This is a genomic window from Bradyrhizobium pachyrhizi (genome assembly GCF_029714545.1).
Taxonomy (GTDB): domain Bacteria; phylum Pseudomonadota; class Alphaproteobacteria; order Rhizobiales; family Xanthobacteraceae; genus Bradyrhizobium; species Bradyrhizobium pachyrhizi.
This window is the reverse complement of sequence record NZ_CP121667.1, coordinates 7,507,715-7,521,926: the sequence shown is the minus strand read 5'-3', so window position 1 is coordinate 7,521,926 and position 14,212 is coordinate 7,507,715. Positions and strand designations below refer to the sequence as shown.

Here is a 14,212-nt window from a genome sequence, read left to right as displayed (position 1 = left end):
GACTTGCCGAATTTGCGTCTGTCTATTGAATGCGAGCGCCGCGATGGCATTTACCGAGCTTTTCATCAAACGTCCGGTGCTGTCCATCGTCGTCAGTCTGCTGATCCTGCTGATTGGCCTTCGCGCGGCCGCCGTTCTGCCGATTCGGCAGTATCCCAAGCTGTCGAATACGCTCGTCACTATCACGACGTCTTATCCTGGCGCCTCCGCGGACATGATCCAGGGGTTCATCACCACTCCGCTGGAGCAGGCGGTCGCTTCGGCCGAGGGTGTCGACTACATTACGTCCTCCTCGGTTCTCGGTACCTCGACGATCCAAGTCTACATCAAGCTCAATTTCGATTCCAACGAGGCGCTCACTGAAGTGCTCTCTAAGGTCAACTCGGTCAAATATCTGATCCCGAAGGAATCGAACGATCCTGTCGTCACGAAGTCTACCGGTCAGACCACCGCTGTCATGTATATCGCCTTCTCGAGCGAAGAACTGACGGCCAGCGCGATATCCGACTATCTCTCGCGGGTGGTACAGCCCATTATGTCGACCGTAGATGGTGTCGCGGCGGCAGATATCCTGGGTGGCCAGACTTTTGCGATGCGGCTATGGCTCGATCCTGTAAGAATGGCGGGGCACGGAGTGTCGCCGGCCGAGGTTTCGGCTGCAATCGCCGCCAACAACTTCCAGGCCGCGGCCGGTCAGGCCAAGGGCTATTTCATCCTTTCTGATATAACGGTCGACACTGATCTGCGGAGTGTCGAGGACTTCAAGCGCATGATCGTCAAAGCCAATGACAGCGGCTTTGTGCGCGTGGAGGACATTGCAACGGTCGAGCTTGCCGCGCAGACCACAGACGTCAGCGTCGCCATGAATGGTGAGCACGCGATCTTCATCGGCGTGCAGCCGAGCCCGCAAGGAAATCCCCTGAACATCGTGCGAGGTGTTCGAGCGTTGTTTCCCGAACTGGAGCGCAATCTGCCGCCGTCGCTGAAGATGAAAGTGGCCTACGACTCCACCAAGTTCATTCAATCATCGATCGATGAAGTGAAGAACACGCTCATTGAGGCCGTCGTGATCGTGGTGCTGGTCATCTTCCTCTTCCTGGCCTCGTTGCGGTCGGTCATCATTCCCGTCGTCACTATTCCGCTGTCGCTTGTTGGCGTCTGCAGCATGATGCTGGCGTTGGGATTTTCATTCAATCTCCTGACCCTCCTCGCGATGGTGCTCGCGATCGGTCTCGTGGTGGACGACGCGATTGTCGTGGTGGAAAACATTCATCGCCATCTGGAAAAAGGCGCGCCGCCCATGCAGGCCGCCACGAACGGCGCGCGAGAGATTGTTGGCCCCGTCGTCTCCATGACGATTACGTTGGCCGCCGTGTATGCGCCGATCGGCTTTCTCGGCGGCCTCACCGGTGCGCTGTTCCGCGAATTCGCGCTTACGTTGGCGGGTTCGGTGATCGTGTCTGGCGTGATCGCGTTGACGCTGTCGCCGATGATGTGCTCGGTCTTCCTGAAGCGCGCTGAGGAGGGGCGCTTTGCGGCGCTTGTGAACCGTGTGTTCGGCGACATGACACGCTGGTACGGCCGTAAGCTCGACCGCTCGCTCGACTATCGCCCGATTACCGGGCTGTTTGCGCTGACCATGCTGGGCCTCGTCGGCTTTCTCTATATGCATATTTCCAAGGAACTTGCACCTGAGGAAGATCAAGGCATCGTATTCGCAATAGCCAAGGCGCCGAAATACGCCAACATCGATTACCTGGACTACTACGGCACCAAGCTCGACAACGCGTTCCAGAAATTTCCCGAGACCGATCTGCGCTTCGTTCTCAATGGCATTAGCGGTCCGCAAGGCGGCATGGCGGGCATGTTGCTCAAGCCGTGGGACGAGCGCAAGCGGTCATCGATCGAGCTAAAGCCGTTGGTCCAGGCTGAGCTGTCAAAGATCGAAGGCATCAACTCATTTGCCTTTAGCTTGCCGCCGCTTCCGGGTGGGTCGGGTGGTCTCCCAGTGCAGATGGTAATCAACTCGACGCGTGGTTTCCAGGCTGTTTATGAGCAGATGTCGAAGCTGAAGGATGCCGCGCGCAACAGCGGTCTGTTCATGGTCAGCGACTCCGACCTTGAATTCAACCAGCCCGTGGTACGAATCAAAGTCGATCGCTCCAAGGCTAATAATCTCGGCATCACCATGCAGAACGTCGGTAGCGCGCTCGCGACGCTACTTGGCGGAAACTACGTCAATCGCTTCAATCTGCAGGGCCGCTCTTATCAGGTGATCCCGCAGGTGACGCGCGAGAAACGCCTGACGCCGGAATCACTGGGCAGCTATTTTCTGAAGACTGCGGCAGGTTCGATGCTGCCGCTGTCAACCGTGGTTTCCATCGAGACGGCAACTGATCCGAACGTGCTCACCCATTACAACCAACTCAATTCCGCGACCTTCCAAGCTGTACCGATGCCCGGCGTCACGATCGGTCAGGCTGTGGACTTCCTGGATGGGGAGGCAAAGAAGCTACCCGCAGGCTTCAGCCACGACTTCCTTTCCGACGCCCGCCAATATGTGCAGGAGGGCAATCAACTCGCCATCACCTTTGCATTTGCACTCATCATCATCTTCCTGGTGCTTGCGGCGCAGTTCGAAAGTTTGCGCGATCCCCTCATCATCATGATCAGCGTACCGATGGCGATCGTTGGCGCGTTGATCCCGCTATTCTTTAATGCGGCGACCATGAACATTTACACCCAGGTCGGACTGTTGACATTGGTCGGGTTGATTGCCAAGCACGGTATCCTGATGGTCGAGTTCGCGAATGAGCTGCAGCTCAAGGAGAGGCTCGATCGCCGCTCGGCCATCGAGATGGCGGCGCGCGTCCGACTCCGTCCAATCTTGATGACCACGGCGGCGATGGTCATGGGCCTCTTACCCTTGTTGACCGCGACGGGGGCGGGCGCCGCGAGCCGCTTCTCGATCGGGCTCGTGCTCGTCGCGGGCATGTCGATCGGCACGCTGTTCACGCTCTTCGTGCTGCCGGCGGTCTATGTCGCGATCGCTTCCGACCACCGCGCCGACGCAAGCGCCGACCACGCCGAGCTCGCCCTCACCGGGGCAGCTGATGCCCAGCTGGCCAATCGATGACGCTGAACGCTCCAAGCACAGGAGCCGCGAATTACGCTCCCGGTGCGCTCGCGCCACGAATTGCCGCCGTCGGTCGACCGAGGGACGCTCGATCGCGCCTCTAGAGCGATCAAGTCACTGACGTCGCGAGCAGAACTCCTGCTAGCGGCCGGGCTGAACCAGCGGCTGCAGTGCGCGCGATCATATCCTGGATGGTGGCTCGGATGCGTCCTTTGAGAGAGTCGTTGGCAACGGTTCGCGGGCGTCGATCCTCCTGCTCGCGAAGGCGTTTGCAATTTGCAAGAAGCTCATCAGCAGCATGGAGCCATATTGGGTCAATATCGATTCCGGATGAAACTGTACGCCATAGGTTGGGTGACAGCGATGGGCGAGGGCCATGACCTCGGTTTCGTCGGAGTGCGCCGTTACCTTAAGATGTTGACTGGATGCTTCATCCAGCTCGACAACGAGCGAATGGTAGCGACCGACGCAAAGTGGGGACGGGAGTTCGCTGAACAGCCCATGACGGTCATGCGTTATGCAGGAGGACCGGCCATGCATAGGACGACGAGCGCGCACGACGCGTCCGCCGAAGACGCTGCCTATACACTGGTGTCCAAGACAAATACCGAGAATTGGGATGCGACCTGAAAGTTCGCGCACCAAGGCGGTCGATATCCCAGCCTCCAGTGGCGTGCAGGGACCGGGCGAAATGACCACTGCGCGCGGTCTAAGGCCGACAATTTCGGTAAGGCTGTGCGCATCGTTGCGGATCACCTCCGTTGCTTCACCAAGTTTACGGAAATGGCGCGCAATATTGAAGACGAACGAATCGTAATTGTCGATGATGACAATCAAGATGCACCAGGTGTTGTGGCCTGAAAGGCCTCAAAGATTCGCTGTGCCTTGGCGAGCGTCTCCTCGTATTCGGCCTCTGGATCCGACATCGCCGTTATCCCGCCACCTGCATGAAACGCAGCCAGATCATTATCGATCGTCACAGTGCGGATCGCGATGTTTGTATCCATGTGCCCGTTGAAGCCGATGAAGCCGATCGCCCCGCAATAGACCTCTCGTGCTACTTGCTCGATGTTCGCGATGATTTTCATCGCCTGCACTTTTGGAGCGCCGGTCACGGACCCGCCTGGAAAACAGGCGCGAAGCAGACTAATCGCGTCTTTGCCTGCCGCAAGTCCGCCCCTCACCATTGAGACGAGATGGTGCACTGAAGCGTAGGACTCGAGGTCGCACAACGTTGGAACCTCGACCGAATCCGCGGTGCAAACGCGCGACAGATCGTTGCGCAGGAGGTCGACGATCATGATGTTCTCGGCACGGTCTTTTTCGGATGTAAGGAGGATTTCACCGCGGCGCTGATCTTCCTTCGGGTCGGCGGAACGCGCGATCGTGCCCTTTATGGGGCGCGTTTCGACCTGTCGTCCATCAAATTTCAGGAACCGCTCCGGGGAGCTCGACGCTATGGTCAGCTCGCCATAGCGCAGGAGGGCTGCAAACGGCGCCGGGTTCAATGAGCGCAGCTGGCAGTAAAAGGTGAGCGGATCGAATAGGGGCGACACCTTTGTAATGAACCGTTGAGCAATGTTTGCCTGGAATACGTCCCCTGCTAGAATCAGATCGACGATGCGTTGGACCGCCGCGATGTAGCCTTCACGGCTGAAGTTCGAATGCCATGCGCCCGCCGTGGCAGGGATTATAATCCGCGGAACCTTTGGATTGGCAAGCAGCGCCGCAAACTCGTCGGCGCGACGACGCGCGCGCTCGGCTCGTCGAGCGGGATCTTGCTCCGGCCATCCGGTTGAGACGATCCAGCACCTGCCGTGGTGGTGGTCGAAGCTGACGACCACGTCGTAGAAATGCAGAATCGAGTGGGGCAAGCGCTGACCGGGATTTGCCGGCGCCGGCAATCGCTCCAACGTCCTGTTCAGATCGTAAGCAAAAAAGCCAGCCGCACCTCCCTGGAAGGGCGGAAGATCAGGGCGATGTTCTTCCCGATATCTGGCGAGAAGGGCGCGAAGCACTATCCAAGGATCGCCGTTAACGGTCTCTCCATTCCAACTTGCATGTCCATCGGTGACCAAATAGGTGCTGAACGGTTCGCACGATAGATATGAATACCGCCCAAGCGCTTCATGCCGCGCTGCGCTATCAAGAAAGGCAAGGTGTGGCCGGCGCGCAAGGCATCGCAGCGCCTTGACGGGCTCGATCCACTGCAATTCACGGACGTCCATAGTGCTAGCGATCACCGATGGTTGGCGGAGTTCGAACCGATCGTCCAGAGAAAGGTCACGTTTCGTCCGAAACGGACGAATACCTGAGTCTGATCATCAAATTAGCCCGTGTCGGCCGGTCGGCTGTACCGAGCATTTTGGCTCAACCCTCCCGTTCCAGCGACATGGACGTCTGTTGATAGTTCATAATCGGCGGCAAAGCGCAGCTCCCGGAGTGGTCGCACGCGCTGGATCGCCTGCAGATACAGATTGTGCGCTTTGTACGCTGCGAGATCTCTCTCGCTGTCGAACTCACCATAGACAACGACATCGACATCGTTGCCGAGTTGATCGCCCTTGCGGTTACGTGCAATTTCAAGTCGGCGTGCATGGGGAATTGTAGTGAGAACTGATAGACCGTCGATGATTTGGTCGATATCGGCCTTATCCTTGGCCGTGAAGAACACGATGTGACGGATCATGGTGACCGGAAAGAGACGCTGCAACTCGGCTGCATCCTTAGCTCGGGATCAGGCTCTGCGCAATGCTGGCGCTCTTACGGCAGAAGCAAGTTTGCCGCTCGTCCGGAAGCTGGGGACCTGCGGCAGAAGCTCGCAAGAACCTTTTCTTTGATCGAAGCATTTGGACTACGAGGCGGCCAATGGTCTGAATGTGGCACGCGAGCAGGTGGAACGGCTTGATTGACGTTGCGCGCTCGCAGCGCTTTTGCACCAGGCGGCGATCCTGATTGAGCCGCGATGGCAAACCGCTAGGCGCTCGATCGCGAGTACAAATGGAAGAATTTGCAAGCTGCCGTCCATCAAGGCTTGCGAGTGATCACGCCATCACGCTGGGCAGCCCTAAGGCATGGAAAAAACGTGCGACTGCTGCTGGACGCGGCAGAATGATCAACGAACGGATCGGAATCTGCAACATCGAACCGGAGCGCGGTTTGCCGCCTATGTAATGGCGCGCCCATGGAGCCGGCACGATAGGTCGGTTTTTTCGCTGTTTCACTTTAGTATTGTGACGAGGCCCGGGATGTGGCAGCTCGTGCGAGAGACGATTTGCGGAAACGGCATCGTTTGCGCGCCGCTTGACCTGCAAAGAACCATGTCGGGTTGAACATTGTCCGGCGCCCCGGTTCATCTAGCATTTTTCGATAGGTCGTTCGCGGACCACCTCGAGTACGTATCGTACCGTTCTGAGACAATTAGGATACATCCTTCGGCTGCGAGCGCAGGTCAGTCCGGTTCGTACAGCGATGGCACGCCTACGGCGAGCGCGATCTGCCAGACAACCGATACGATTGACGAATGGTCGGTCGCAATTAGGTGGTTCAGCACGCTAGATTGTGGGGCGCAGCCGGTCCTGCAAGTTTCAATGACGCTCTATGTCGTCGAGGATGACGTCCATGCTCGACGTTCTGTTCCAGGAGATATGAGGTGAAGCTTGATGAGGCTGCAGCAGATCGTGGTGACAGGCACGGACAGCGGAATTGGAACGACGATTTTCTGCGCGGGGCTCACCAATCTTCTCGGCGCGAGCTATTGGAAGCCGATTCAGGCGGGTCTCGCTGGAGCGACCGATACCGAGCTGGTCGCAAGGCTCGGCAGTCTCACATCCGATCGCATCGTGCCGGAAGTTTATCGCCTGCGAACTCCCGCTTCGCCCCATCATTCCGCCGAAATCGACGAGGTTCGCATCGACACGGATTCGCTCAATGTGCCCGATACCGGGGAGCGGCAGCTTGTGGTCGAGGGGGCCGGCGGGCTGATGGTACCGCTGAGTGGCAGCACACTTTACATCGACATCTTTGAGCGATGGCGGCTTCCAATCGTGCTTTGCGCGAGCACTGCGTTGGGAGCGATTAACCAGCCGCTGCTCTCCATAGAGGCTCTCCGAAGGCGTCACATCGACATTCTCGGAATAGCTTTCGTCGGTGAAAAGAACCCGGAAGCTGTGAGGCGATTTGCGAGATGGGCCGGGTGCGTTGGTTAGGGCGGTTGCCCTGGATTGCTCCTTTGTCGGCAGACACGCTGCAGGCCGCGTTCAACGCTTCATTCCGTCGAGATGATTTCAAGCCATGGCGCTAAAGAAGAGGTCGCCGATCTGGCATCCGTTCACGCAACACGCGCTGCAAGACGTGCTGATCAAGATCGTGCGCGGAGATGGAGCTTATCTCTACACGTCAGATGGGCGCCGCATCGTAGATGCAATCTCCTCCTGGTGGGTCGTAACCCATGGCCATTGCCATCCAAATATCGTCAGAGCAATCCAGGAGCAAGCTGGCAAGCTTAATCAGATCATCTTTGCCGGATATTCCCATGATCCGGCTGAGGAGGTTGCGGCGCTGCTATTGAAAGTCGTGCCGCCTGGTCTCGACCATGTCTTTTTCTCCGATGGTGGTTCAGGCAGTGTGGAAGTCGCCTTAAAAATGGCGCTCGGCTATTGGCATAATATTGGCAAGCAGCGCATACGCATTGTCGTGATGCAAAATTCCTATCACGGCGACACGGTTGGGGCGATGTCGGTTGGCGCCCGCGGCGTATTCAACGTGGCCTACGGGCCGCTGCTGTTCGACGTGACCTCGGTTCCGTTCCCAGCAAGTGGTCGTGAACAGGTGACTCTTGATGCGCTCGAAGCCGTGTGTCGAAACGAAATTCCAGCGGCGTTTATCGTCGAGCCTCTCGTGTTGGGGGCTGGCGGGATGCTAATGTACCCCGCCTGGGTGCTCAAGGAGATGAAACGGATCTGCGAAGCATCTGAAGTTCTGTTCATCGCCGATGAGGTCATGACCGGTTGGGGCCGCACCGGATCTTTATTCGCCTGTGAGCAAGCCAACATCACTCCAGATATCGTCTGCTATTCGAAGGGTATCACGGGAGGTGCGCTTCCGCTCGCGGTGACACTTTGCCGCGATGACATTTTTGAAGCACACCATTCGAAAGATCGAACGCGTACCTTCTTTCATTCGGGTTCATATGCTGCGAATCCGGTGGCCTGCGCTGCAGCGAAGGCCAACCTCGATCTTTGGCAAGACAGCGCATCTCGTGATCGTCTGGCATCGGTCGCCACTATGCAGGAGCAGGCGATCGAGCCATTCCGGAGGGATCCGCGCTTTGCAAACGTCCGCCGCACCGGGACCATCGCAGCGCTCGATCTGAAGGTGAGGGATACGGGCTATCTTGCGACCATCGGTCCGAAGCTTCAGGCTTTCTTCAAGGCGCGAAATCTGCTGCTGCGCCCGCTTGGCAACACCATCTACGTTATGCCGCCGTACTGCATTACGGCTTCAGATCTCGACGACATTTACATGGGCATTCGCGAAGCAGCCGACGCGTTGATCTGAAGGCGCCATGCGCATCGCAACGTGCGCTCTCGCAATTCCAGAGATCGCACGATGATGACGTCTTCGAATCTCATCTCGGCACTCGTTGCGGCAAATGCTCCGCGCCCGCGTCTGGACGGCTCCAAGTGCGCCAATGCAGTCAGACGATTATGCTGGGCGGCGGATCCGCAGCGCCTTTGCTGCGCTATTCCTTGATAACGCGGGATTTTGTCAAGCAATCTCGCCGCGATCGACGCAGTTGTTTTGTTCGAGACGAGCAAATCGCTTTTCGCGGCATCTCTGTTTCTCGTCGAGATACGCCCGGTAGGCGAGGGCGATGCCATCCTCCAGCGAGGTGGTGGCGCGCCAGCCGAGCCGGGCCAGCCGGCTGACATCGAGCAGCTTGCGCGGCGTGCCGTCCGGGCGCGACGTATCGAAGCTGATCTCACCACGGTAACCGACAGCAGCGGCAACCACGAGGGCAAACTCGGCGATAGTGATGTCCTCGCCGGTGCCGACATTGACCAGTTCCGGCGAGGAATAGGTCTTCATCAGATAGATGCAGGCGTCGGCGAGATCGTCGACATAGAGGAACTCGCGGCGCGGCGTGCCGGTGCCCCACACCACGACGCTGCCGGCGCCCGAGACCTTGGACTCGTGGAAGCGGCGGATCAGCGCGGCGACGACGTGGCTGTACTCAGGGTGATAATTGTCGCCGGGACCGTAGAGATTAGTCGGCATCACGCTGATGAAATCGGCGCCGTACTGGCTGCGATAGGCCTCGGCCATCTTGATGCCGGCGATCTTGGCAATGGCATAGGGCTCGTTGGTCGGCTCCAGCGGACCGGTCAGCATCGAATCCTCGCGCAGCGGCTGCGGCGCCAGGCGCGGATAGATGCAGGACGAGCCGAAGAACATCAGCTTCTCGCAGCCATTGGCATGCGCCGCCTGGATCACATTGGTCGCGATCGCCAGATTGTCGTAGAGGAATTCCGCCCGCAGCGTGTTGTTGGCGACGATGCCGCCGACCTTGGCGGCGGCAAGGAATACGGCCTGCGGGCGCTTCGCGGCAAACCAGGCGTTGACCGCGGCCTGGTCGCGCAGATCGACCTCGCTGCGTGACACGGTCAGGAGATCAGCCTGCTCACGCGCCAGCCGGCGCATCAGCGCCGAGCCGACCATGCCGCGATGGCCGGCGACGAAAACCGTCTTGCCCTTCAGCTCAAACGCCGTGCTTGCCATTGGCCGCATCCTGCCTGGCCTCGACGAGATCGCTGGCGACCATTTCCTTCACCAGCTGCGCGAACGGCGTCTTCGGCGCCCAGCCGAGCTGGGCGCGCGCCTTGCTGGCGTCGCCGATCAGAAGATCGACCTCGGTCGGGCGGAAATAGGTCGGGTCGATCTGCACCAGGGTCTTGCTGGACGCCTTGTCGACGCCGATCTCCTCGACGCCCCTGCCGCGCCATTCGATGCTGCGGCCGACCTCGGCAAATGCCAGCTCGACGAATTCGCGGACCGAGCGCGTCTCGCCGGTCGCGAGCACGAAGTCGTCGGGCTCGTCCGCCTGCAATATCTTGTGCATGCCCTCGATATAGTCTCGGGCGTGGCCCCAATCGCGTTTGGCATCGAGATTGCCGAGATAGAGCTTGCCCTCGAGGCCGGCCTCGATGCGGGCGACGGCGCGGGTGATCTTGCGCGTCACGAAGGTCTCGCCGCGGATCGGGCTCTCATGGTTGAACAGGATGCCGTTGCTGGCGAACATGCCGTAGGCCTCACGGTAGTTTACCGTGATCCAGTAGCCGTAGAGCTTGGCGACGCCATAGGGAGAGCGCGGATAGAATGCTGTGGTCTCCTTCTGCGGCACCTCCTGCACCAGCCCGTAGAGCTCCGAGGTCGAGGCCTGGTAGAACCGGGTCTCCTTTTCCATGCCGAGGATGCGGATCGCCTCCAGCAGGCGCAGCACGCCGATCGCGTCCGCATTCGCGGTGTATTCGGGGCTCTCGAAGCTGACCGCAACATGGCTCTGGGCGGCCAGATTGTAGATCTCGGTCGGCCGGATCTGCTGCACCAGCCGGATCAGATTGGTCGAATCGGTCATGTCGCCATAGTGCATCAGGAACGGCGCGTTGCCGGCGTGCGGATCCTGGTAGAGATGATCGACGCGCGCGGTGTTGAACGAGGACGACCGGCGCTTGATCCCGTGCACGGTGTAGCCGAGACCGAGCAGATATTCGGCGAGATAGGCGCCGTCCTGCCCGGTCACGCCGGTGATCAGCGCAACGCGCCGTTTTGAATCGTGAACCGTCATTGCCTTTCCAGTTTGCGCGAGCAGGCATTCTGGCAACGTCATTTGGAACTAATTTTCGAAAAGGTCCAGATAGGGCCTGCTATCACATTGAGGGGAGCGATATTTCACCTAACCATACACATCAACTAGGCAAGCACATCATATACATTGATTTATATGGCATTGCAGGGCCCGAACATCTGTTCAGGCGTTAGGAGCTAGGACATTGCGGTTAGGGCCGCAGGCAAGCATGCAACAAATGTATCTGAGTGCACATGCGTTCGAGGCCGTATCAAAGCGACGCGATCATGGCGAAGAAAGTCTCTAATACGAAGCCGGCGTGCGGCTGTGTTCCGCTGCGCCTACTGTCAGCGGTATGCCGTTCGGCAGGATATGCTGCGAGCTGCACCTCGATGCATACGGGCGTGCCGCTCTTCGATACATGCGATAGCCGTGGACCCAAGTCATTTCCGGTCACAGGCTATCATAGCCGTAGAATGTGGTCAGGGAGCTATCTGATCCGGCGTATCCGTCGTAGCGGCATTGTCGCGCGGCCAAATCCGCAGCAAACTATTCTTCAGAAGCGGGCGTGCGGCGAATTGTTTCCGCTTTTGCGACCTGCGTCTGCATTCGGTGAGGAGTGCCTTCCTGACAATTGGGGTTGGGAGTGGTGGCACGTCACGCCGGCAGTATGAGAAGTCTGCGAGACCATCAAAAAATAGCTTGAATCGGACGCAGCGTTAGGTTGTAGGCTTAAAACCATGCCTAAAGCGACGCGCGGGCGTCAACAATTCGTGGCGGATCAACACGTCTCGTCTCCCTTGCGATTCGTACCTCGAGCGCAGCAAGTGACGGCGTCGTAGCCAAGGAAAGGGGCGCGTTGCTCTCGAGCGGTTGTTGCCTGAACCGGTGGTCGGAAGCGGATTCGGACTTAACACGCGAGAAGATCTCACTAGCGAAAGAAAGCTAACGTGTTTCGTTATGTCGGGCCTCTGCTCGATATGCCGAACCGTTAGAATCATGGAAGCCGTTTTGGCCGACTCGGCACGAAGGTAACAATTCCACGATCAGTGAGGCAGACCGCGATGAATGCACCGTCTGTTGCGGATGAACATCTCGAAACTGTGCTGCGCTAGCTCGATGCCCATCAAGAGAAAACAGGCCTTGCTCATTCATCGCGATTCGTTCTCATGCACCTTGTTGCTGGCTCTTATGGCTTCATTGTCGGCGTTCGGCGTTGACATGATTGCCCTAAGTCTGCCGGCGACAGGAATTAGCCTCGGAGCGACGGCAGGCGACGTCGTTGTGGCGATGAGCGCCTATGTCATGAGTTTTGGAATGACGCTTCTCGTTTGCGGACCGATATCGGATTGCTTCGGCCGTAAGCCAATCGTTTTAGGCGGTTGCGTACTCCTGATATTTGCGGGTGTGGGGTGCGCTCTCTCCAACTCCCTGTCACTGTTTCTGTTCTTTCGCACGCTCCAGGGTATCGGCGCTTCTGTTACCGGGATTGCTGCGATCGCAATTGTGAGCGACCTCTTCAACGGCGAGACCGGAAGGGCACAGATGACCAATGTCGTTTTGGCAACCTCCGTCGTTCCGATGGTGGCACCAATGGTTGACATTGTCGTTCCAGCGCATGGCTTACGGTCCCTATACGTCGTGCCTATCGCAGGAGGATTGATTTTGCTCGCGGCGATGTCCTGCTTCAGAGAAAGTGCCACAGTCCATCCAAGCGGCAGATTCGATCCTGCGACGATCGTCCGAAATTATCGTCGCGTGCTGCGTCACCCGGTCTGCTTCGGAAACATCCTTTGCAATGCGGCGGCGGCCGGAGCCGTATTCGCCTCAGTCACCGGATCATCGCTGTTCTTCTCCAACGTTTTCGGTCCCAACGCCTATGGTACGATCGTTGGTGCAAGTTCGCTGTCGATCGTGACCGGTGCCTGGCTCAACAGGAGCTTCTGTGGCCGGGGCGCATCGTCCGCGCAGCTGCTTGCGGTCGGCCTCACACTCTCGATCATCATGGGTATATCCTTGCTTCTCATGGCATTGGTGGGAGACAAATCGGCTGTTGTGGTGGTGTTGATTTTGGCGGGTGTCGGGTCGTCGTTCGGCTTGATTTCGCCGTTCGTCATCAGCGAGGCAATGCGGCCAATGCCAGAAATCTCAGGATCTACGAGCGCGGCGCGAGCATTCGCGCAGATGGCAGGCGCCGCGTTGTCCAGCGCCTTGGTCGTCGAGCTCTTTGACGGGCATTCGCTGCTTTCGACCGCAGTGGTAATGCTTGCTTTCTCGCTATTGGCGGTAGCAGTCCACGTTGGTGTCGTTCTTCCCGCCAATGCGGCGCCGTGGTCGACCCAAATGCAAGCTCGCTTCAAGAGCAGAAACCGTGATCTCCGATAAGTTCATGCCGGTCTTGTTGGACCGCTACGGATGTACGTTGGGGCACGTTGAGGTCTGACCGGCCGCCGCGCAAGACCCGGCGCTCCTCCTGATCAATGGTTCGGCATCTTCTCGCCACAGCTCGTCCATTTCGCGCAGAGGCGGTGGACCGTGGCGGTCAATCTTCGGACATGGCGTCAGTGACGCCCCGAGGTGTAATACCATCGTAGGGTTTGCCGACGATATCGCTCGGCAATGCGCTGAACTTGAGCTGTTCAGGCCGGTCGTGATTGGCCACAGCACGGGAGGTCGGATCGCGCTCTAACTGTGCGGGCACTATCCCCAAGCTGGCCGCGGGTTTGTCATGATTGATGCAATTGTCAGGCCATCGCCAATCTTACGCAAATCTCGCCAGGTTAAGGCGCTCCGGGACTGTGAAGGGGATTCGTCTATCTAGCGATCTTGAGGGCGAATGCGTGAAACTGGGCTGTGATTTCCACGGGCCCGATCAGCGAAAAACGGTCTATGAGTCCCATGTGCTTCCGCGTTGCGAGAGAACGCCGTAGCATGCGGCCTATCGATGATACGGAACGCCATTTGAATTATGGCCCGATGCCGGCGGAGAAAACCTGCGGGATTCTCCTATGGCCTATATTGCCGCTGATGTTCCGCTAGTGAACATGGCGTGCTGCCTCGATCGGGGAGATCTGTCCTCAGCTGGTTACAGCGATGACGATGCTCGCTGGACGTTTCAACACGATCGAGGTTGCAGATCAGGTAAATGCCATGCTCGATCGCTTTTTTGATGTGGATCCCCGCAGATACAGAGGTCGATTCAGAAGCCTCAAGTCCCATCTGGAAAGAGC

General features: G+C 58.4%; 9 protein-coding genes and 1 pseudogene. 5 read left to right on the top strand and 5 right to left on the bottom strand.

Annotated features, from left to right (window positions below; genetic code table 11):
• Positions 1 to 43 precede the first annotated feature (43 nt).
• Complete coding sequence (locus tag QA639_RS35480; protein WP_283088483.1) at positions 44 to 3,136, top strand: multidrug efflux RND transporter permease subunit; 3,093 nt, start codon at positions 44 to 46, stop codon at positions 3,134 to 3,136.
• A gap of 180 nt (positions 3,137 to 3,316) precedes the next feature.
• Here QA639_RS35480 and QA639_RS35475 read toward each other — a convergent pair whose 3' ends face one another.
• From QA639_RS35475 to QA639_RS35465, 3 genes are all read right to left on the bottom strand, one after another.
• A complete protein-coding gene (locus QA639_RS35475) occupies positions 3,317 to 3,973 on the bottom strand; it encodes an anthranilate synthase component II (RefSeq protein ID WP_283088482.1) in 657 nt (218 codons plus the stop codon).
• On the bottom strand, positions 3,970 to 5,364 hold the full coding sequence (pabB, locus tag QA639_RS35470) for an aminodeoxychorismate synthase component I (protein WP_283088481.1): 1,395 nt from the start codon (positions 5,362 to 5,364) through the stop codon (positions 3,970 to 3,972). The genes QA639_RS35475 and pabB overlap by 4 nt, the downstream gene beginning before the upstream one ends.
• Before the next feature lie 101 nt (positions 5,365 to 5,465).
• A complete protein-coding gene (locus QA639_RS35465; RefSeq protein WP_283090679.1) occupies positions 5,466 to 5,825 on the bottom strand; it encodes a Dabb family protein in 360 nt (119 codons plus the stop codon).
• Positions 5,826 to 6,136: 311 nt separating this feature from the next.
• On the opposite strand from QA639_RS35465, the gene QA639_RS35460 reads away from it, so the two are divergent.
• The 3 genes and pseudogenes from QA639_RS35460 (at position 6,137) to QA639_RS35450 (ending at position 8,695) form a co-directional block, all read left to right on the top strand.
• Positions 6,137 to 6,310, top strand: coding sequence for a hypothetical protein (locus tag QA639_RS35460; RefSeq protein WP_283088480.1), 174 nt, complete (start codon positions 6,137 to 6,139; stop codon positions 6,308 to 6,310).
• Positions 6,311 to 6,798: 488 nt separating this feature from the next.
• A pseudogene (gene bioD, locus QA639_RS35455) lies at positions 6,799 to 7,439 on the top strand (dethiobiotin synthase).
• The gene (locus QA639_RS35450) at positions 7,430 to 8,695 is read left to right on the top strand and encodes an adenosylmethionine--8-amino-7-oxononanoate transaminase (RefSeq protein WP_283088479.1); all 1,266 of its coding nucleotides are present in this window, start codon (positions 7,430 to 7,432) and stop codon (positions 8,693 to 8,695) included. The pseudogene bioD and the gene QA639_RS35450 overlap by 10 nt, the downstream one beginning before the upstream one ends.
• A gap of 210 nt (positions 8,696 to 8,905) precedes the next feature.
• Here QA639_RS35450 and fcl read toward each other — a convergent pair whose 3' ends face one another.
• Both fcl and gmd read right to left on the bottom strand, forming a co-directional pair.
• Complete coding sequence (fcl, locus tag QA639_RS35445; RefSeq protein ID WP_283088478.1) at positions 8,906 to 9,916, bottom strand: GDP-L-fucose synthase; 1,011 nt, start codon at positions 9,914 to 9,916, stop codon at positions 8,906 to 8,908.
• Complete coding sequence (gene gmd, locus QA639_RS35440) at positions 9,897 to 10,982, bottom strand: GDP-mannose 4,6-dehydratase (RefSeq protein WP_283088477.1); 1,086 nt, start codon at positions 10,980 to 10,982, stop codon at positions 9,897 to 9,899. The genes fcl and gmd overlap by 20 nt, the downstream gene beginning before the upstream one ends.
• A gap of 1,068 nt (positions 10,983 to 12,050) precedes the next feature.
• On the opposite strand from gmd, the gene QA639_RS35435 reads away from it, so the two are divergent.
• Entirely contained in the window at positions 12,051 to 13,367 is a 1,317-nt protein-coding gene (locus tag QA639_RS35435; RefSeq protein ID WP_283088476.1) for an MFS transporter, read from the top strand.
• Positions 13,368 to 14,212: the final 845 nt, after the last annotated feature.

What these genes read in the sequence shown, in the direction of transcription:
- pabB (WP_283088481.1), bottom strand. Translation starts at nt 5,364, where the DNA reads ATGGACGTCCGTGAATTGCAGTGGATCGAGCCCGTCAAGGCGCTGCGA.
- QA639_RS35465 (WP_283090679.1), bottom strand. Translation starts at nt 5,825, where the DNA reads ATGATCCGTCACATCGTGTTCTTCACGGCCAAGGATAAGGCCGATATC.
- QA639_RS35435 (WP_283088476.1), top strand. Translation starts at nt 12,051, where the DNA reads ATGCACCGTCTGTTGCGGATGAACATCTCGAAACTGTGCTGCGCTAGC.
- fcl (WP_283088478.1), bottom strand. Translation starts at nt 9,916, where the DNA reads ATGGCAAGCACGGCGTTTGAGCTGAAGGGCAAGACGGTTTTCGTCGCC.
- gmd (WP_283088477.1), bottom strand. Translation starts at nt 10,982, where the DNA reads ATGACGGTTCACGATTCAAAACGGCGCGTTGCGCTGATCACCGGCGTG.
- QA639_RS35460 (WP_283088480.1), top strand. Translation starts at nt 6,137, where the DNA reads ATGGAAGAATTTGCAAGCTGCCGTCCATCAAGGCTTGCGAGTGATCAC.
- QA639_RS35480 (WP_283088483.1), top strand. Translation starts at nt 44, where the DNA reads ATGGCATTTACCGAGCTTTTCATCAAACGTCCGGTGCTGTCCATCGTC.
- QA639_RS35450 (WP_283088479.1), top strand. Translation starts at nt 7,430, where the DNA reads ATGGCGCTAAAGAAGAGGTCGCCGATCTGGCATCCGTTCACGCAACAC.